Raw genomic sequence first — 17,316 nt, forward strand, 5'->3', positions numbered from 1 at the left:
TTAAACCAGGACGCCGGACTGGCGCAGGGCCTGTCGCAGCGGTTCGTGACAGGCTTCGCTGAGCCGGGTGAGCGGCAGACGGATACCGTCCGGCATCAAGCCCATCTCAAACAGCGCCCATTTCACGGGAATAGGGTTGGATTCGATAAAGAGTGTCTTGTTGAGCGGCATCAACTGCTCGTGGATCGCACGCGCTTTCACGGCATCGCCGGCGATGGCAGCGGCGCACATGTCGCTCATAGCACGCGGGGCAACGTTGGCGGTCACCGAGATGTTGCCTTTGCCACCCAGCAGGATCAGTTCGACCGCCGTGGCGTCGTCACCGGAATACACCAGGAAGTCGCTGCTCACGCCGGCCAGGATGTCCTTGGCGCGTTGCAGGTCACCGGTGGCTTCCTTGATACCGATGATGTTCGGTACGGTGGACAGCCGAATCACGGTCTCGGCCTTCATGTCGCAGGCAGTGCGGCCGGGCACGTTGTAAAGGATTTGCGGGATATCAACGGCTTCGGCAATGGTGCGGAAGTGCTGGTACAGGCCTTCCTGGGTCGGCTTGTTGTAGTACGGGGTCACCAGCAGGCAAGCATCAGCGCCGGCTTTCTTGGCGTTTTTTGTCAGCTCGATCGCTTCACGCGTCGAGTTGGCGCCCGTACCGGCGATCACGGCGATACGACCCGCGACGCGCTTGACCACGAATTCGATCACCTGAATGTGTTCTTCCACATCAAGGGTGGCCGATTCACCTGTGGTGCCGACCGCCACAATGGCGTTGGTGCCCTCTTGCAGGTGGAAGTCCACCAGTTTGCCCAGGCTATCCCAGTCGAGATGACCTTGTGCATCCATGGGTGTGACCAGTGCCACCATACTGCCCGCAATCATGCAACCGCTCCTGCCGGAAAAAGAGAGCCGTAATGGTACTGGCGCCAAGATGCTTGTACAAGCGAAGTACCGCCTGAGGATGCGTTCTGGATCAACTAAACGACGGGCAATGCCATCATTGGGCCGAAGCGTTGCTTGAAGCACGCTGAAATCAGACCGATCACGCAATGAAAACGCCACCTCCTATCCCTTGGCGACGCTTTTCGCTACCCTTCATGCTTTGATCGATACAGCCCTCACCGTATCGACCGCTCATCGTTTTAGGAAGGCTGCATGTCCACCCCCACAGTTCGCGAACAATTCCTTGTTATCAGTGCCCTCGGCGCCAACCCCATGGAGCTGACCAACGTCCTGTGCCGCGCCAGCCATGAAAACCGCTGCGCCGTTGTGACCTCCCGCCTGACCCGCCATGGCGAGTGCAGTGCGTTGGTGCTGCAGATTTCCGGCACCTGGGATGCCCTGGCGCGTCTGGAAACCGGCCTGCCGGGCTTGGCGAAGAAGCACGACTTCACGGTCAACGTGGTGCGCAGTGCGGCGTTGGAAAACCGCCCACAAGCCCTGCCTTATGTAGCGTACGTCAGCTCGGCCTACCGCTCGGACATCGTCAACGAGCTGTGCCAGTTCTTCATCGACCATAACGTCGAGCTGGAAAACCTGACCTGTGATACCTACCAGGCGCCACAAACCGGCGGCACCATGCTCAACGCAACGTTCACCGTGACCCTGCCGGCCGGCGTGCAGATCAGTTGGCTGCGCGACCAGTTCCTGGATTTCGCCGATGCCCTGAACCTCGATGCGCTGATCGAGCCGTGGCGCCCACAAAACCCAATGTAAGGAAGAACTCATGCCGGTAGCCATCGACAAACCCGTGGCCGATTTCGAAGCCCAGGCCACCAGCGGCCAGACCTTCAGCCTCGCTGCACTCAAGGGCAAGCAGGTGGTGATCTACTTCTATCCGAAGGACAGCACCCCGGGCTGCACCACTGAAGGCCAGGGTTTCCGTGACCAGTACGCGGCGTTCAAGGCCGCCAACACCGAAGTGTTTGGCGTGTCGCGTGACAGCGTGAAATCCCACGAGAACTTCAAGAGCAAGCAGGCGTTTCCCTTTGAGCTGATCAGTGACAAGGACGAAGCGGTTTGCCAGTTGTTTGATGTGATCAAGCTGAAGAAGCTGTATGGCAAGGAATACCTGGGGGTTGATCGCAGCACTTTCCTGATCGACAAGGAGGGCGTGCTGCGTCAGGAATGGCGCGGCGTGAAAGTGCCGGGCCATGTGGACGCCGTTTTGGCGGCGGCACAGGCCCTGGAAAAGGCCTGACGCGTGAGGGGCGAACACTGGATGTTCGCCCCAACCGTTACAACAAAGGCGCAACCACCGGCTCTTTTCGTGGCCAGGCATCCAGTACGGCTTTGAACAACGTCGCCAGTGGAATCGCGAAGAATACGCCCCAGAATCCCCACAACCCACCAAACAACAACACTGCACAGATGATCGCCACCGGGTGCAGGTTGACGGCCTCGGAAAACAGCAGCGGTACCAGTACGTTGCCATCCAGGGTCTGGATAATGCCGTACACCGCCATCAGGTAGATGAACTGGTCACTCCAGCCCCACTGAAACAATGCGATCAACATCACCGGCACCGTCACCACCACCGCGCCGACATACGGCACCACCACCGACACGCCCACCAGCAACGCCAGCAGCGCCGCATAGTTCAGCCCGAGCGCGACAAATGCGATGTAGGTGACGCCTCCACAGATAACAATCTCAATCACTTTGCCGCGAATGTAGTTGGCGATCTGCCGGTTCATCTCTTCGGCCACGCGGGTAATGAGCGCGCGTTCACGCGGCAGGTAACCGCTGACCCAGCGGCCGATCATTGCGCGGTCCTTGAGGAAGAAAAACACCAGGATCGGTACCAGCACCAGGTAGATCATGATGTTGACCAGCAGCGGCAGGCTGGACAGGGAAAACGTCAGCGCCCACTGCCCGAATTTTCCGATCTCGCCACGCGCCACTTCGATGGCTTGCAGCACTTGCTCATCCGACACCAGGTGCGGGTAGCGTTCCGGCAACAACAGCAAGAGTGACTGCCACTTGGCGAGCATCCCCGGCAACTCGTTGAACAGGGTGATCAACTGATGCCACAGCAATGGCAAGACCACCACGATAAACACCACCAGCAACCCCATGAACAAGGCGAACACCAGGCCCACCGCAACGCCGCCCGGCAAGCGCAATCGCTCCAGGGTAGTGACCAGGCCCTGCATCAGGTAAGCCAGCACCATCCCTGCCAGCACTGGCGCGAGCATGCCGCCCAAGGTGAGCACGGCCGTGAAGGCCAGGAACAGCAGGACCGCCAGCACGACAGCTTCTTCGTCGGAGAAGTAGCGCTGAATCCAGTCTCGTAACACTTTGAACATCAATCAACCTCGGGTGAAGGGGCAAACGGCTCAGGCCTTGCGCAACCAGTAACGGTACACACCGGCGGCGTCTTCTTCGTGCAATAGAGTATGCCCGGCCAACCTCGCGAAGGTCCGGAAATCGCGCTGGGAGCCAGCGTCTGTGGCGATGACCTTAAGCACTGCACCGCTGGCCAACCGATTGAGTTCCAACTTGGCCTTGAGCAAAGGCAACGGGCAATTGAGGCCACTGGCATCGAGTTCGGCATCAAAGGCTACAGCGTCGGTCATGGTTTACTCCGGACAGGCGATTGGGGTGCTTAGAATATCTGGTCCGAAGCTCAGTGTCCGGCTACAGTAAGCTCTTTGTCGAAAGGCTCTGTGCATGACTTTTTTGCGCCCTACCCTGCTGACGCTGGCCTGCCTGCTGGCCTCTCCGGGCTTCGCTGACGACCTGCCGTCACTTGGCGACGCCAGTTCTGCCATTGTCTCTCCGCAACAGGAATTCCAACTGGGCCGTGCCTGGCTTGCCTACCTGCGGGGCCAGGTCTCGCAGCTCAATGATCCACAACTCAAGGATTACGTTGAAACCAGCGTGTACAAGCTGGTGGAAACCAGCCAGGTCAATGACCGACGCCTGGAATTCATCCTGATCAACAGCCCGCAACTCAACGCCTTTGCTGCGCCAGGCGGGATTGTCGGGGTCAACGGCGGCCTGTTCCTCAATGCCCAGACCGAAGGTGAATATGCCTCGGTGCTCGCCCACGAATTGGCTCACTTGTCCCAACGCCACTTTGCCCGTGGCGTGGAAGCTCAGTCGCGCATGCAGCTACCGATGATGGCGGCTTTGCTCGGCGGGATTATCGCTGCCGCAGCGGGTGCGGGCGATGCGGGGATTGCCGCGATTGCCGGCAGCCAGGCGGCGGCCATCCAGGAGCAGCGCCGGTTCTCCCGCCAGAACGAGCAGGAAGCTGACCGTATCGGCATTCTCAACCTGGAAAAAGCCGGTTACGACCCGCGCTCCATGCCCACCATGTTTGAACGCCTGATGCGCCAATACCGTTTCGACGCCAAGCCGCCGGAATTCCTGCTGACGCACCCGGTGACCGAGTCGCGGATCGCCGACACCCGCAACCGCGCCGAGCAAGCCAAACCCGGCGGCACGGAAGACAGTTTGCGCTATCAGCTGATTCGCGCACGGGTGCAGTTGCAATACGAAGACACCCCGGGCCTCGCCGCCAAGCGCTTCCAGGCGCAGCTGGACGAGAACCCGAAAAACGATGTGGCGCGTTATGGCCTGGCAATAGCCCAGATCAAAGGCACTCAGTACAAAGAGGCACGGGAAAGCTTGCAGCCATTGTTGGCCAAGGCGCCCAACGACATCACCTACAACCTGGCGCAGATCGAGTTGGATATGGCCAATAACCGCTTGCCCGATGCCCAGCAACGCACTGATCGGATGCTCACCCAGTACCCCGGCAACTATCCGCTGAATCAGGTGCGGGTGGACTTGCTGATCAAGCAGAACCGTATCGCCGATGCGGAAAAGGCCTTGGACGGGCTACTCAAATCACGTCCGGATGATCCGGATGTGTGGTACCAGGTTGCCGAGACACGTGGCCTGTCCGGCAACATCATCGGCCTGCATCAGGCCCGCGCCGAGTACTTTGCATTGGTGGGTGACTTCAAGCAGGCCATTCAACAACTGGACTTCGCCAAGCGCCGCGCCGGCAGCAACTTCCCACTGTCCTCACGAATAGATGCCCGCCAGCGTGAGTTGATCGAGCAAGAACGCTTGGTAAAAGGGATGATGAGCTAAACCCATCGCCCACAAAAAAGCCCCGCCTTCGTTAACCGAAGACGGGGCTTTTTGTTGGGATGCAGGCTGGCGAGTTACTCGGTCAGCTTGAAGGTGATGAAGCTTGCACGCCCCTGACGCAGTACGCGCATCGACACCGAGCGATTCTTCGGCAACGCCTTGGCAATGTCGGCGAACTCCTTGGTGGAGTTGATCGCCTGGTTATTCAAGTGGGTAATCACGTCGCCCGGCTGCAGGCCGATCAAGGCGGCTGGGCCGTCCTGAACTTCCTTGATCACAACACCGCTCTTGAGGTCGAAGCTCTTCTTCTGCTCCTCGCTCAGCTCAACCACGGCAATGCCAAGGCGATTGCTGCTGCGCTCGGCGCCCGGTTTGGCGTTGCCCAGAGCATCCAGGGTTGCGCCCTCTTCCGGGATCGCGCCAACGGTCAGTTCAACGGTCTGGCGCTTGCCATCACGAATCACTTCCAGCTTGGCTTTGCTGCCCGCTTTCAGGGCACCGACCAGATGCGGCAAGTCGGCCGACATGATGATCGGCTGACCATTCATGCTCAGGATCACGTCGCCCACTTGCAGACCGCCTTTGGCAGCCGGGCCGTCGTCCTGGATTTGCGCGACCAGCGCACCGGCCGGTTTGTCGAGGCCGAACGATTCAGCCAAGTCTTTGTTCACTTCCTGGATTACTACGCCCAACCAGCCACGGCTGACCTTGCCACCGGCTTTGAGCTGGTTGGAAACGTCCATGGCCACATCGATCGGAATGGCAAAGGACACGCCCATGAAGCCACCGGAGCGGGTGTAGATCTGCGAGTTGATTCCGACCACTTCGCCCGCCAGGTTGAACAGCGGACCACCGGAGTTACCCGGGTTGATCGGCACGTCGGTCTGGATGAACGGCACGTAGTTTTCGTTAGGCAGGCTACGACCGATAGCACTGACAATGCCCTGGGTAACGGTATGGTCGAAACCAAACGGAGAGCCGATAGCGACCACCCACTGCCCGGCTTTCAGATCCTGGGATTTGCCCAGTTTCAGCACCGGCAGGTCTTTACCATCGATTTTCAGCAAGGCTACGTCAGAACGCGGGTCAGTACCGACCAGCTTGGCTTTCAGCTCACTGCGATCAGCCAGGCGAACGAGGATCTCGTCAGCGTCGGCAATGACATGGTTGTTGGTGAGGATATAGCCATCAGGCGAAATGATAAAACCCGAGCCCAGGGACTGAGCTTCACGCTGGCCACCGCCACCGCCACCACGCGGGGAACGCTGTTGCGGCATGCCACGCTCGAAGAACTCGCGCAGCATTGGCGGCAAGCCTTCAAGGTCCGGCATCTGCTGGTTCGAGACTTTGCGCTCCGGCAGTTTCTGCGTGGTGCTGATGTTCACCACGGCAGGCGAAGCCTGCTCCACCAGTTGGGTGAAATCAGGCAGCTCGGCCGCTTGCGCGGACACGGCCTGACCCAGCACCAGCACCGTGGCGACTATGGATAGGTAAGACTTCAAACGTGGTATCGACATACAGCTCCCGTTACGACGAGCAGGGTTGAGCGACAGGGTTCAAGAAACGCCGAAAACTGCGACCGGCTTCCTTGTTCCGCGAACAAAATAAGGTCAGGACCTACAGGCCCTGACCTATAAAAAACATGTGGATTTTTTGCAAGTGAAAATACTGATCCAGAGATTTCATGCTCACAGCTCCTAACCAAGCATCGGCTCACATTGAAAGATCAGGATGAACATAAGATTAACGATTCACGGCTTGGCGGCGGTCTTTTCGCCGCGCACCGACAGCGCGATACGCTCAGCGGTGCCGATAGGGATTTCTCCGACAACCGTCACCATGACTTCGCCATCTACGGTGTTCAGGCGGCGAGACACGGCAACAGTCGGACCGAGTTGGGTGCGTGTTTCGCTCACGCTCGCACCATCGGTCGATTCAAGAAACACTGAAAAGCGCGCCAGCCCGTCGCCATACATCAGGCTGTCGACGGTGGTTTTGGTCTGGGTATCTTTTCGCGAGATGCTGTTGGTGAGCTGGAAGCCAGGGGGCAACCAGTCCAAGTGCCATGCCTGGGTGGCGGGCACTTCGGGCGCTTTACCGTTCGAAACCGCTACAGCCGTGCACTCGCCACTGGGCTGCAAGTCGCGATCCGTTAGTGCTGGCGACGTGTTCAGCCGCGTGAACTGAAAGCGCTCCAACAACTGGCCCTGATCATTGAGCAACAAAGATTTAAGCGGCAGCCCGGTTTCACGATCCAGGTGCAACTCGAAGCCATAACGGTATTGATCGCGCGGAGTGATCGACACAATCACCGCATTACGACCAGCCACACGAGATTTGCCAATGACGGCCAGTTCGTAGAATTGGGTGAGTTTTAGCGGGTCGAGTGCGCGCGAAGGCGCGTCAGGCGAATTGCCAAGGCCGGCAACCAATGTGCCACTGAAACATTGAGTTCTTCCATTTACCCGCACCAGTTCCTGGGCAGAACCATCGAGCTGCAACAGCCGCTCACGGACTTGACCGTCCTGGACACGATGCCAGATGTCATGGGTAGAAAAACTGCCGTTACGCTCGTAGACGAACGTACCTGCAAAGCTTTGCTGCTGCTCTGCACGCCCAAGTCGAGTCAGCCAGTCTTGGGCTTCGTCGGCATGGGCGGATAGTGCAAAACAACCACTGAGCAAAAGCGTAAGGAGCGGTATGGCGCGCATAGGGCCCCTTAACGGTTTAGCGGTTTTCCAGGCTTGCTGCACGAGCGTATGGCAGAGCGCTTTCAGTGCCTTTCAGTGCCGATTCCTGTGCGTGTTGGCGCAGGTAGCCTGGAAGACGCTGGTCCTGCCAGCCGGATTGCCCTTGAAGTACACCATTGGCCATAGGACCTGTGGTATCAGAGCTTTCCTTGTAGCCGGCCAGTACCGCTGGGCCTTTGACTTGCGGACCGGCCATGACCGGTTGCTGAGTCTGCTGGGCCAGTTCGGCACCGGCGATTTCGTCCTGGTTGTACAGGCGAACACCGGCCAACACGGCAACAGTCACCGAGGCAGCAACTGCCAGGCGACCCAGGCTACGCCAAGGGCCACGAGCAGCTTTTGCCGGAACGGCTTCATCAGCCAGCGCGGCAGAAACGGCCGCAGCAATATCCAGACGAGGGATTAGAAGATCCTTGTGCATCACCGCCCGAGCGACTTGGTAACGAGACCAGGTATCACGGGTTTCGGCATCATCAAATGCATTGAGCACTCGACGAAGTTCCAGTTCATCCGCTTCGTTATCCATCACTGCGGACAGCGATTCCTGCAGGGCATCACGACTCATGGCGGTTCCTCTCTTGGCTGTCGCCGCTGTCTTTAGTTTTCCTGCAACAACGGTTGCAAGGCTTTATCGATGGCTTCCCGGGCCCGGAAAATCCGTGACCTTACAGTCCCCACCGGACACTGCATGACGCTCGCAATGTCTTCGTAACTCAGACCATCGAATTCGCGTAAAGTTAACGCCGTACGCAAATCTTCTGGCAGTTGCTGAATTGTGCGATGAACGGTGCCTTCGATCTCGTCGCGCAGCAATGCACGCTCCGGCGACTCGAGATCTTTGAGGCCGTGATCACCATCGTAAAATTCTGCATCTTCTGAACTTACATCGCTATCAGGTGGGCGGCGTCCGCGAGACACCAGATAGTTCTTCGCCGTGTTAATGGCGATACGGTATAGCCACGTGTAAAACGCACTATCACCGCGGAAATTGCCAAGTGCACGGTACGCCTTGATAAAGGCTTCCTGTGCAACGTCCTGCGCTTCATGGGTGTCGTGCACAAACCGCACGATCAACCCGAGAATTTTGTGCTGGTATTTCAGCACTAGCAGATCAAATGCGCGCTTGTCGCCGCGTTGAACGCGCTCGACCAGCTGCTGATCCTCTTCCTGGGTTAGCATGAACACTCCTCGTTGTACTTGAAGGAGGCTTGCATAACTAAACGATCAGGCTTGCAAACATAGACTAGGACTTTTCGCAAAAGTTCTCCCCCTCCAAGCAAGTTTCCGGCATGCACTGATTTGGCACACACGAAAAACGCAGCGCGGGCTAGGCCGGCTGCGCGAATAATCTTGTCGCCGGTCTTCTGACGCGTCCAATGCTCCCGACGGGCCAATAAACTCAACGTTTTCCCAGCTTTCGGGCAACCTGCTATTGAGTCGGGGCTTATGCAAAAAGTTCCCACCTCAATAACCAGTCAGTCAGCCCCTCGCCGTGCACCGTAATTTCACATTGCCACGAATGCCCGGCTATTGTGCCGCTCCCCCCCTCTATATACTAGTGGCCCGTGTGACCCTTTGATTCGCCGATCCAGGCGTCCTGTTTGCGCCAACCCCTGTGGATCGCTTTTTGCGGAATCCTTCAAATGAGCCAACAGTTTCAACACGATGTTCTGGTGATTGGCAGCGGCGCGGCCGGCTTGAGCCTGGCACTGACCCTGCCCGGCCACCTGCGCATTGCCGTCCTGAGCAAGGGTGATCTGGCCAACGGCTCGACATTTTGGGCCCAAGGCGGTGTCGCGGCGGTACTGGACGACACCGATACAGTGCAATCCCACGTCGAGGACACCCTCAACGCCGGCGGCGGCCTGTGCAACGAAGACGCCGTGCGCTTCACCGTCGAGCACAGCCGCGAAGCCATCCAATGGCTGATCGATCAGGGCGTGCCGTTCACCCGCGACGAACACGCTGGCAGTGACGACGGCGGCTTCGAGTTTCACCTGACCCGTGAAGGCGGCCACAGCCATCGCCGCATCATCCACGCCGCCGACGCCACCGGCGCGGCGATCTTCAAGACCCTGCTCGACCAGGCCCGCCAACGCCCCAACATCGAATTGCTGGAGCAGCGTGTCGCCGTCGACCTGATCACGGAAAAACGCCTGGGCCTGGACGGCGAACGCTGCCTCGGCGCCTACGTACTCAATCGTGCCAGCGGTGAAGTCGACACCTACGGCGCACGCTTCACCATTCTCGCCTCGGGCGGCGCGGCCAAGGTCTACCTCTATACCAGCAACCCCGATGGCGCCTGCGGTGATGGCATCGCCATGGCCTGGCGTTCGGGCTGCCGGGTGGCCAATCTGGAATTCAATCAGTTCCACCCCACTTGCCTGTATCACCCGCAAGCCAAGAGCTTCCTGATCACCGAAGCCCTGCGCGGTGAAGGCGCACACCTGAAACTGCCGAATGGTGAGCGTTTCATGCAGCGCTTCGACCCACGCGCAGAATTAGCACCACGGGATATCGTCGCCCGCGCCATCGACCACGAAATGAAGCGCCTGGGCATCGACTGCGTCTACCTCGATATCAGCCACAAGCCCGAAGCCTTCATCAAGACTCACTTCCCCACCGTCTACGAGCGCTGCCTGGCGTTCAACATCGATATCACCAAAGGCCCGATCCCCGTGGTGCCGGCCGCGCACTACACCTGCGGCGGCGTGATGGTCGACCAGCATGGCCGCACCGACGTACCCGGCCTGTATGCGATTGGCGAAACCAGCTTTACCGGCCTGCATGGCGCCAACCGCATGGCGAGCAACTCACTGCTCGAATGTTTTGTCTACGCCCGCTCTGCGGCAGCCGACATCCTCGAGCAACTGCCACGCATCCCCGTGCCCGCCGCCTTGCCGCGCTGGGACGCCAGCCAGGTGACCGACTCGGACGAAGACGTGATCATCGCCCACAACTGGGACGAACTGCGCCGTTTCATGTGGGACTACGTCGGCATTGTGCGTACCAACAAGCGCCTGCAACGCGCTCAACACCGCGTGCGGTTGCTGCTGGATGAGATTGACGAGTTCTACAGCAACTATAAGGTCAGCCGCGACTTGATTGAGTTGCGCAACCTGGCCCAAGTCGCCGAACTGATGATCCGCTCAGCCATGGAGCGCAAGGAAAGTCGCGGCCTGCATTACACCCTCGACTACCCGCAGATGCTGCCTGAGGCCCGCGACACTATTCTGGTGCCAACCACCTACGGCGGCTGAACTTCAAGCGTACCCGCAGGCGCCGATGCACATCGGCGGCCTGCGAATCCATCGGCACACAGATCGAGCGCACCCGCCATTCGCCCTGCACCCGATAGCGCAGTACCACGATCAGCGGCAATGCCAGGCTATCTGGACGTAGCTGAACACTGTGCCAGCCTCGCTCATGGCTGAACAACTGCCAGCCATCTTCGTCGCGGCGCAGGCCACGAATCGACGAACGGTGGGTCAGCAGGATATGACGCGGCAAGACCCACGCAGCGTGAGCCAGGCACAACAAAATGCCAACGCTGGAGAAAGGTAAGTCAACAACAAGCAAGGCACCCAGCGCGAACACCTGGGCAAGCAGATACGCCGCCAGCAACAGCCGAGAGGCCTGCCAGCGGCATTCGAAGCGATTACTTGGGCTGGACACGGTCCAGAATCTTACGAACCATGCGCTGCAGCTCCGGATCTTCAGATTCGGCGCGTTCCATGAACCAGCCGAACATGTCCTGGTCTTCGCAAGTCAGCAGCCGCTCGTAGAGTTCGCGATCCACCTGATTGAGCGTCTTGTACACCTCTCTGGTGAAAGGCACCAACAACACATCCAACTCCAGCATGCCGCGACGGCTGTGCCAGTAGAGGCGATTGATTTCTACTTCTTCGACCATGGAGCGCTCCTCAAATAGGGCGCAAGTATACAGCCCCGACGGCAGCGGACCAGTCGGCTTTGGTCGCCTCATACGGAAACTATCCATTTACCGAACGCCCCTCTATGATGCACGCATGACTTTTTGACCTGCGATGACCCATGGCCGACTCTGCTTTTTTCTGCGCCCTGCACCACGAAGGCGTTCTCGCCGTCCGCGGCTCCGACGCTGCCAAGTTCCTGCAAGGGCAACTGACCTGCAACCTCAACTACCTGAGCGACACCCAGGCCAGCCTGGGCGCGCGCTGCACGCAAAAAGGCCGCATGCAGTCGAGTTTTCGCATCCTCCTGCAAGGTGATGGCGTGCTCATGGCCATGGCCACCGAACTGCTCGAACCGCAACTGGCCGATCTGAAAAAATACGCAGTGTTCTCCAAATCCAAGCTCACCGACGAAAGCGCCGCCTGGGTACGTTTCGGCCTGTCGAATGCGGACCAGGCCCTGGCCAGCCTCGGCCTTGAGCTGCCAGCCGAAACCGACAGCGTCGCCCGCACAGACACACTGATCGCCATTCGCGTCTCACCCGCCCGCGCTGAACTCTGGGTGCCGGCCGAGCAAGCGGAAACCGTACGCAATCAATTGGCCAGCCAACTGCAACACGCTGACTTGAATGAATGGCTGCTGGGCCAGATCCGCGCAGGCATCGGCCAGGTCATGCCGCAAACCCGCGAACTGTTCATCCCGCAGATGCTCAACCTGCAGGCCGTCGGCGGCGTCAGCTTCAAGAAAGGCTGCTACACCGGTCAGGAAATCGTCGCGCGCATGCAGTATTTGGGCAAGCTCAAGCGTCGCCTCTACCGCTTGAGCCTCAATGCGGCCGAACTGCCCGAGCCAGGCACTGCGCTGTTCTCGCCCAACCACAACAGCGCGATCGGGGAAGTCGTGATCGCGGCAAAAGCTGATCAATCGATTGAACTTCTGGCCGTGCTGCAAGCCGAAGCAGCCGAGAGCGGCGATGTGCACTTAGGCACCCTGGAAGGACCCGGTTTGCACCTGCTCGACGTGCCTTACCAACTGGATCGCGATAAAGAGATCCAGTGTTAATCGCCGTACCTTTTTTGCAACACCCTAGAGAGCATGAATGAACAAGCTGGCGGAAAAAGTCCAACAGGCTTTGGTGATGGCCATCGACAACGATGACCTGGTTCTGCCGACATTACCGGAAGTGGCCCTGAAAATTCGTCAGGCCGCCGAAGACCCGGAGATCAGCATCAGCCACTTGAGCAAAGTGATCGGTCGCGATACCGCCCTGTCGGCGCGCCTGATCAAAGTGGTCAACAGCCCGCTGCTGCGCGCGACCCAGGAAGTCACCGACCTGCACACCGCCATCACCCGGCTGGGCACCAACTACAGCAGCAACCTGGCCATCGGCCTGGTGATGGAACAAATCTTCCACGCCCGCTCCGAAGTCGTTGAGCTGAAAATGCGCGAAGTGTGGCGCCGTAGCCTGGAAGTGGCCGGTGTGAGTTATGTCTTGTGCCGCAGCCACAGCCATCTCAAACCGGACCAGGCGGCCCTCGGCGGGCTGGTGCATCAGATTGGCGTGCTGCCCATTCTCACGTACGCCGAAGATCATTACGAACTGCTCGCCGACCCTGTCAGCCTCAACCACGTCATCGAGAGCATCCACCCGTTGCTTGGGGACAAACTGCTCGGTGGCTGGGACTTCCCGGAGATGCTGGCGAAGCTGCCCGGGCAATACCTGGACCTGGAGCGCGACTCCGCGAGCCTGGACTACATCGATCTGGTTCAGGTCGCCGTGCTGTATTGCCACCGAGGCACCGATCATCCGCTGGCGAATGTGCCCGTTTCCAGCCTGCCGGCGATCAAAAAGTTGCGGCTCGACCCCTACAGCGAGGCCCTGCGTGCCGAGTTGGATGAAGCGCGCTCGATGTTTTACTGATCAACCCGCGATAAAACTCACCCGCACCTTCAATCCCGCCAACTCACCATCGTGCAGGCTGATCTGCGCCAGATGCGCGCGGCAGATCTCCCCGACAATCGCCAGCCCCAAACCCGAGCCCATGCCCTGCTGGCTGCGGCGATAAAACCGCTCAAATACCCGGTCCCGCTCATCCAGCGGGATGCCTGGGCCATCATCTTCGACTTCCAGAATGGCTGGCGCCGAAACCCGCAGGATCACATTGCCGCCTGAGGGTGTGTGGGCCAGCGCGTTGTCGACCAGGTTGCTCAGTAACTCATTCAACAAGGTCGGCTCGCCGCGCAACCACACGGGTTCATCTGCCTCCAACGCCAGGGCGACGCCGCGTGCATGGGCCAACGGTGCCATGGCCATACCCAGCTCCCGCGCCAGTTGGCTGAGGTCGAGCAATTGCGCGCCACCTTCGGCAATCGCCCGCGCGCCATTTTCGATGCGCGCCAGCGATAACAATTGGTTGGCCAGGTGAGTCAAACGGTCGGTGCCTTGGGCGGCGGTTTCCAGCGTACTGCGCCATGTCGCCGGAGCGTCGCTGCGCAGGCCCAGCTCCAGCCGGGCCTTGAGCGCCGCCAGCGGGGTTCGCAGTTCGTGCGCGGCGTCGGCGATAAACTGCGCCTGTCGCTCAAACTGGCCGCGCAAACGCTCGGTGAAGTGGTTGAGGGAACGCACCAGTGGGCCGAACTCGTGTTGCACCTCCACCAGCGGCAACGGCCGCAAGTCGTCAGGCTGACGCTCTTCCACTGCCGTACGCAGACGCTCCAACGGCCGCAGCGCCGCACTCACGGCATACCACACCAGCAGCAACGCGCCGACGGCCAACATCCCCAAACGCAATAACGTGTCGGCCAACAGGCTGCGGGCCATGCTCTCGCGCGCCTCATCGGTTTCCGCAACACGAATTTCCGCCATGCCATTCATGTTCGGCTCGGAGACCGCTTTGAGCAGGCTGACCACGCGTACATGCTGGCCCTGGTACATGGCGTTATAGAACCGCGCCAACGCCGGGTAGTCGTCGGTGCGCGGCGTGCCGGGCGGCGGGCCCGGGAGGTTTTCGTAGCCCGAAATCAGCTTCTGATTGATGTCATTGACCTGATAATAAATGCGCCCGGCGCTGTCGTAGGCGAAGGTGTCCAGCGCCACATAAGGCACATTCGCGCTCAGGGTGCCGTCCACCTGGGTCAACCCGGCGGCGATGGTACGCGCCGAGGCCAGCAAGGTGCGGTCATAGGCGGTGTCGGCGGCTTCGCGCCCATTCCAGTAGGCACTCATGCCGCTGGCCAGCATCAACACCACCAGCAACAGCGCCAGGTTCCACAGCAGGCGCCAGCGCAGGCTGCTGGGCTTATGCATCGCGCGCTTCCAGCAAATAGCCGAGGCCGCGGAACGTCACAATGGCGATGGGTTGGCCATCGAGCTTCTTGCGCAGGCGGTGCACATAGATTTCGATGGCGTCGGGGCTGGCTTCTTCATCCAGGCCGAAGACCTGAGAGGCCAGTTGCTCTTTGCTCATCACGCGGCCGGGCCGGGCGATCAGCGCTTCAAGCACCGCCTGCTCGCGGGAAGTAAATGTCATCAGTTCGCCGCCAACCGTGAAGCGTCGGGTATCCAGGTCGTAGACCAGCACGCCGCACGCCTGTTGGCGCTCCCCGCCCAACACACTGCGGCGCAACAGTGCCTTGACCCGTGCTTCCAGCTCGGTCAGTTCAAAGGGCTTGGCGAGATAATCATCGGCCCCCAGGTTCAGGCCATGCACGCGGTCTTTCACATCACTGCGCGCCGTGAGCATCAGCACGGGCAGATTTTTCCCACGCGCCCGCAAACGCGCCAACACCTCAAAACCATCCATGCGCGGCAGCCCTACATCGAGAATCACCACCGCGTATTCCTCGCTGCTCAAGGCCAGGTCCGCGGCCACCCCATCGTGCAACACGTCGACGGTCAAACCCGTGCTCTTGAGCGCCTGGGCAACACTTTCGGCGAGTTGCAAATGGTCTTCAACCAAGAGGACACGCATGGTTTTTCACCTCATTCGGGCATGGTCGACGCCACGCTTTGGCGGGCAGTTTACAGGCGCCGCCTGCCCTGTGAAGCCCGAAAACATTGAAAGACAGCTGAAAGGTTAGTGAAAGCTTCGCCCTTTAGCATCCAGCCACGGTGGGTAATGCCCGCCGAGCTACCTGATCCGTAGCGCCAGAAAAACGCCTCGAAGCGTTTTCGCCAAAATAAGAACAATAACGGAGTTCACAACGATGCTGTCGACACAGCCCCAGGCTTGCCCGCCTGTTCGTTTTTCTCGCCTTGCCCACACCGCCCTTGCCAGTGCCACTGCCCTTGCCGGCTTCTCGCCGCTGAGCCAGGCTGCCTTCTTCGAAGACAGCAGCGGCACCCTGGAAACCCGCAACATGTACTTCAACCGCGACTTTCGCGACGGCACCAGTGCGCAGCAATCCAAGCGCGATGAATGGGCCCAGGGCTTTATGCTTAACCTGCAATCGGGCTACACCGACGGCACCGTCGGCTTCGGCGTGGATGCATTGGGCATGCTCGGCGTCAAGCTCGACTCCAGCCCCGACCGCACCGGCTCTGGCTTGCTGCCCACCGACAATGGTCGGGCTGTCGACGAATACTCCAAACTTGGCCTGACCGGTAAAGTGAAGATCTCCGCCACCGAGCTCAAAATCGGTGCGCTGATCCCCGAACTGCCGATCCTCAAGCCCAATGACGGGCGCATTCTGCCGCAGACCTTCAACGGCGGATTGCTCACGTCCAAAGAATTCAAGAACCTGGTGTTTACCGGTGGCCGCCTGGACAAAGCCAAGGACCGCGACTCCACCGACTACGAAGACATCGCCCTTAACAACAAGAACAGCCGCTTCGTCAGCGGCGCCACCGGCAAGCACTTCAACTTCGGTGGCGTGGACTACAAATTCGCCGACAAGATCACCGGCAGCTACCACTTCGCCCAACTCGACGACGTCTACCGCCAGCACTTCCTCGGCCTGGTGGCCTCACGCCCGATGGGCCCTGGCACCTTCGGCGCCGACCTGCGCCTGGCCATCAGCGATGACACCGGCAGCGCCCGTGGCGGCAAGATCGACAACAAATCCGTCAACGGCCTGTTCAGCTATGCCCTCAACGGCCACAAGCTCAGCGCCGGCTACCAGCACATGTCTGGCGATAGCGCCTTTCCCTACGTGGATGGGAGCGATCCGTACCTTGTCAACTTCGTGCAGATCAACGACTTTGCCGGCGCCGAAGAACGCTCCTGGCAAGCGCGCTACGACTACGATTTCGCCAAGCTCGGGATTCCCGGCCTGAGTTTCATGAGCCGTTACCTGTCGGGTGACAACATCAAGCTCAGGAACGGTGAGACCGGCAAAGAGTGGGAACGCAACAGCGAGATCCGCTACATCGTGCAAAGCGGCACATTCAAGGATGTCGCCCTGCGCCTGCGTAACGCCACGTACCGTTCCAACTATTCGGCCCGTGATGCGGATGAAGTGCGCGTGCTGGTGAGTTATAGCCTCGCACTTTGGTAAGTAGCCTCTAATAACAACAAAGACGGAGATAAAA

The 17,316-nt window shown here is 59.7% G+C and carries 18 protein-coding genes; 7 read left to right on the forward strand and 11 right to left on the reverse strand.

Annotated features, from left to right (window positions below; genetic code table 11):
* A complete protein-coding gene (gene dapA, locus ACI77D_RS09685; RefSeq protein WP_064451318.1) occupies nucleotides 1-879 on the reverse strand; it encodes a 4-hydroxy-tetrahydrodipicolinate synthase in 879 nt (292 codons plus the stop codon).
* Nucleotides 880-1,152: 273 nt separating this feature from the next.
* Between dapA and ACI77D_RS09690 the strand changes: the two genes are divergently transcribed.
* Complete coding sequence (locus ACI77D_RS09690; protein WP_003172487.1) at nucleotides 1,153-1,713, forward strand: glycine cleavage system protein R; 561 nt, start codon at nucleotides 1,153-1,155, stop codon at nucleotides 1,711-1,713.
* 10 nt (nucleotides 1,714-1,723) lie between these two features.
* Nucleotides 1,724-2,197, forward strand: coding sequence for a peroxiredoxin (locus ACI77D_RS09695; RefSeq protein ID WP_262667284.1), 474 nt, complete (start codon nucleotides 1,724-1,726; stop codon nucleotides 2,195-2,197).
* A 37-nt stretch (nucleotides 2,198-2,234) separates the two neighbouring features.
* On the opposite strand, the gene ACI77D_RS09700 is transcribed toward ACI77D_RS09695, so the two are convergent.
* Both ACI77D_RS09700 and ACI77D_RS09705 read right to left on the reverse strand, forming a co-directional pair.
* Nucleotides 2,235-3,305, reverse strand: coding sequence for an AI-2E family transporter (locus ACI77D_RS09700; RefSeq protein WP_064451316.1), 1,071 nt, complete (start codon nucleotides 3,303-3,305; stop codon nucleotides 2,235-2,237).
* Between the two features lie 30 nt (nucleotides 3,306-3,335).
* Nucleotides 3,336-3,575, reverse strand: a complete 240-nt coding sequence (locus ACI77D_RS09705; RefSeq protein ID WP_064451315.1) for a sulfurtransferase TusA family protein — start codon at nucleotides 3,573-3,575, stop codon at nucleotides 3,336-3,338.
* 94 nt (nucleotides 3,576-3,669) lie between these two features.
* Here ACI77D_RS09705 and ACI77D_RS09710 point away from each other — a divergent pair, with 94 nt between their 5' ends.
* Nucleotides 3,670-5,103 carry a M48 family metalloprotease gene (locus ACI77D_RS09710; protein ID WP_064451314.1) on the forward strand — a complete coding sequence of 478 codons (1,434 nt, stop codon included), beginning with the start codon at nucleotides 3,670-3,672 and terminating at the stop codon, nucleotides 5,101-5,103.
* Nucleotides 5,104-5,177: 74 nt separating this feature from the next.
* Here the strand turns inward: ACI77D_RS09710 and ACI77D_RS09715 are convergent, their stop codons facing one another.
* The 4 genes from ACI77D_RS09715 to rpoE all read right to left on the reverse strand — a co-directional run bounded on the left by ACI77D_RS09715 (nucleotide 5,178) and on the right by rpoE (nucleotide 9,032).
* Nucleotides 5,178-6,620, reverse strand: a complete 1,443-nt coding sequence (locus ACI77D_RS09715) for a DegQ family serine endoprotease (RefSeq protein ID WP_064451313.1) — start codon at nucleotides 6,618-6,620, stop codon at nucleotides 5,178-5,180.
* A gap of 234 nt (nucleotides 6,621-6,854) precedes the next feature.
* Entirely contained in the window at nucleotides 6,855-7,814 is a 960-nt protein-coding gene (locus tag ACI77D_RS09720; protein ID WP_407016482.1) for a MucB/RseB C-terminal domain-containing protein, read from the reverse strand.
* 16 nt (nucleotides 7,815-7,830) lie between these two features.
* Nucleotides 7,831-8,418 carry a sigma-E factor negative regulatory protein gene (locus ACI77D_RS09725; protein ID WP_003172479.1) on the reverse strand — a complete coding sequence of 196 codons (588 nt, stop codon included), beginning with the start codon at nucleotides 8,416-8,418 and terminating at the stop codon, nucleotides 7,831-7,833.
* A gap of 32 nt (nucleotides 8,419-8,450) precedes the next feature.
* Nucleotides 8,451-9,032 (reverse strand): RNA polymerase sigma factor RpoE, encoded by a 582-nt coding sequence (gene rpoE, locus ACI77D_RS09730; RefSeq protein WP_003172477.1) that lies wholly within the window; start codon nucleotides 9,030-9,032, stop codon nucleotides 8,451-8,453.
* 464 nt (nucleotides 9,033-9,496) lie between these two features.
* On the opposite strand from rpoE, the gene nadB reads away from it, so the two are divergent.
* On the forward strand, nucleotides 9,497-11,113 hold the full coding sequence (gene nadB, locus ACI77D_RS09735; protein WP_064451311.1) for an L-aspartate oxidase: 1,617 nt from the start codon (nucleotides 9,497-9,499) through the stop codon (nucleotides 11,111-11,113).
* Here nadB and ACI77D_RS09740 read toward each other — a convergent pair.
* Both ACI77D_RS09740 and ACI77D_RS09745 read right to left on the reverse strand, forming a co-directional pair.
* A complete protein-coding gene (locus ACI77D_RS09740) occupies nucleotides 11,082-11,528 on the reverse strand; it encodes a protein YgfX (RefSeq protein WP_064451310.1) in 447 nt (148 codons plus the stop codon). The genes nadB and ACI77D_RS09740 overlap by 32 nt on opposite strands.
* The gene (locus ACI77D_RS09745; protein ID WP_053254893.1) at nucleotides 11,512-11,766 is read right to left on the reverse strand and encodes a succinate dehydrogenase assembly factor 2; all 255 of its coding nucleotides are present in this window, start codon (nucleotides 11,764-11,766) and stop codon (nucleotides 11,512-11,514) included. The genes ACI77D_RS09740 and ACI77D_RS09745 overlap by 17 nt, the downstream gene beginning before the upstream one ends.
* A gap of 140 nt (nucleotides 11,767-11,906) precedes the next feature.
* On the opposite strand from ACI77D_RS09745, the gene ACI77D_RS09750 reads away from it, so the two are divergent.
* Nucleotides 11,907-12,848, forward strand: a complete 942-nt coding sequence (locus ACI77D_RS09750; RefSeq protein WP_407016483.1) for a YgfZ/GcvT domain-containing protein — start codon at nucleotides 11,907-11,909, stop codon at nucleotides 12,846-12,848.
* A gap of 37 nt (nucleotides 12,849-12,885) precedes the next feature.
* Nucleotides 12,886-13,707: an HDOD domain-containing protein gene (locus ACI77D_RS09755; RefSeq protein ID WP_064451308.1), complete on the forward strand. Its 822-nt coding sequence runs from the start codon at nucleotides 12,886-12,888 to the stop codon at nucleotides 13,705-13,707.
* Here the strand turns inward: ACI77D_RS09755 and ACI77D_RS09760 are convergent, their stop codons facing one another.
* A complete protein-coding gene (locus ACI77D_RS09760) occupies nucleotides 13,708-15,093 on the reverse strand; it encodes a sensor histidine kinase (RefSeq protein ID WP_064451307.1) in 1,386 nt (461 codons plus the stop codon). It abuts the gene before it with no gap.
* Nucleotides 15,086-15,757, reverse strand: a complete 672-nt coding sequence (locus tag ACI77D_RS09765; RefSeq protein WP_064451306.1) for a response regulator — start codon at nucleotides 15,755-15,757, stop codon at nucleotides 15,086-15,088. The genes ACI77D_RS09760 and ACI77D_RS09765 overlap by 8 nt, the downstream gene beginning before the upstream one ends.
* Before the next feature lie 235 nt (nucleotides 15,758-15,992).
* Here ACI77D_RS09765 and ACI77D_RS09770 point away from each other — a divergent pair, with 235 nt between their 5' ends.
* Nucleotides 15,993-17,282, forward strand: a complete 1,290-nt coding sequence (locus ACI77D_RS09770; RefSeq protein WP_407016484.1) for an OprD family porin — start codon at nucleotides 15,993-15,995, stop codon at nucleotides 17,280-17,282.
* Nucleotides 17,283-17,316 lie beyond the last annotated feature (34 nt).

This window comes from Pseudomonas sp. O39, from assembly GCF_045447295.1.
In the GTDB taxonomy this organism is placed as follows: Bacteria; Pseudomonadota; Gammaproteobacteria; order Pseudomonadales; family Pseudomonadaceae; genus Aquipseudomonas; species Aquipseudomonas antarctica_A.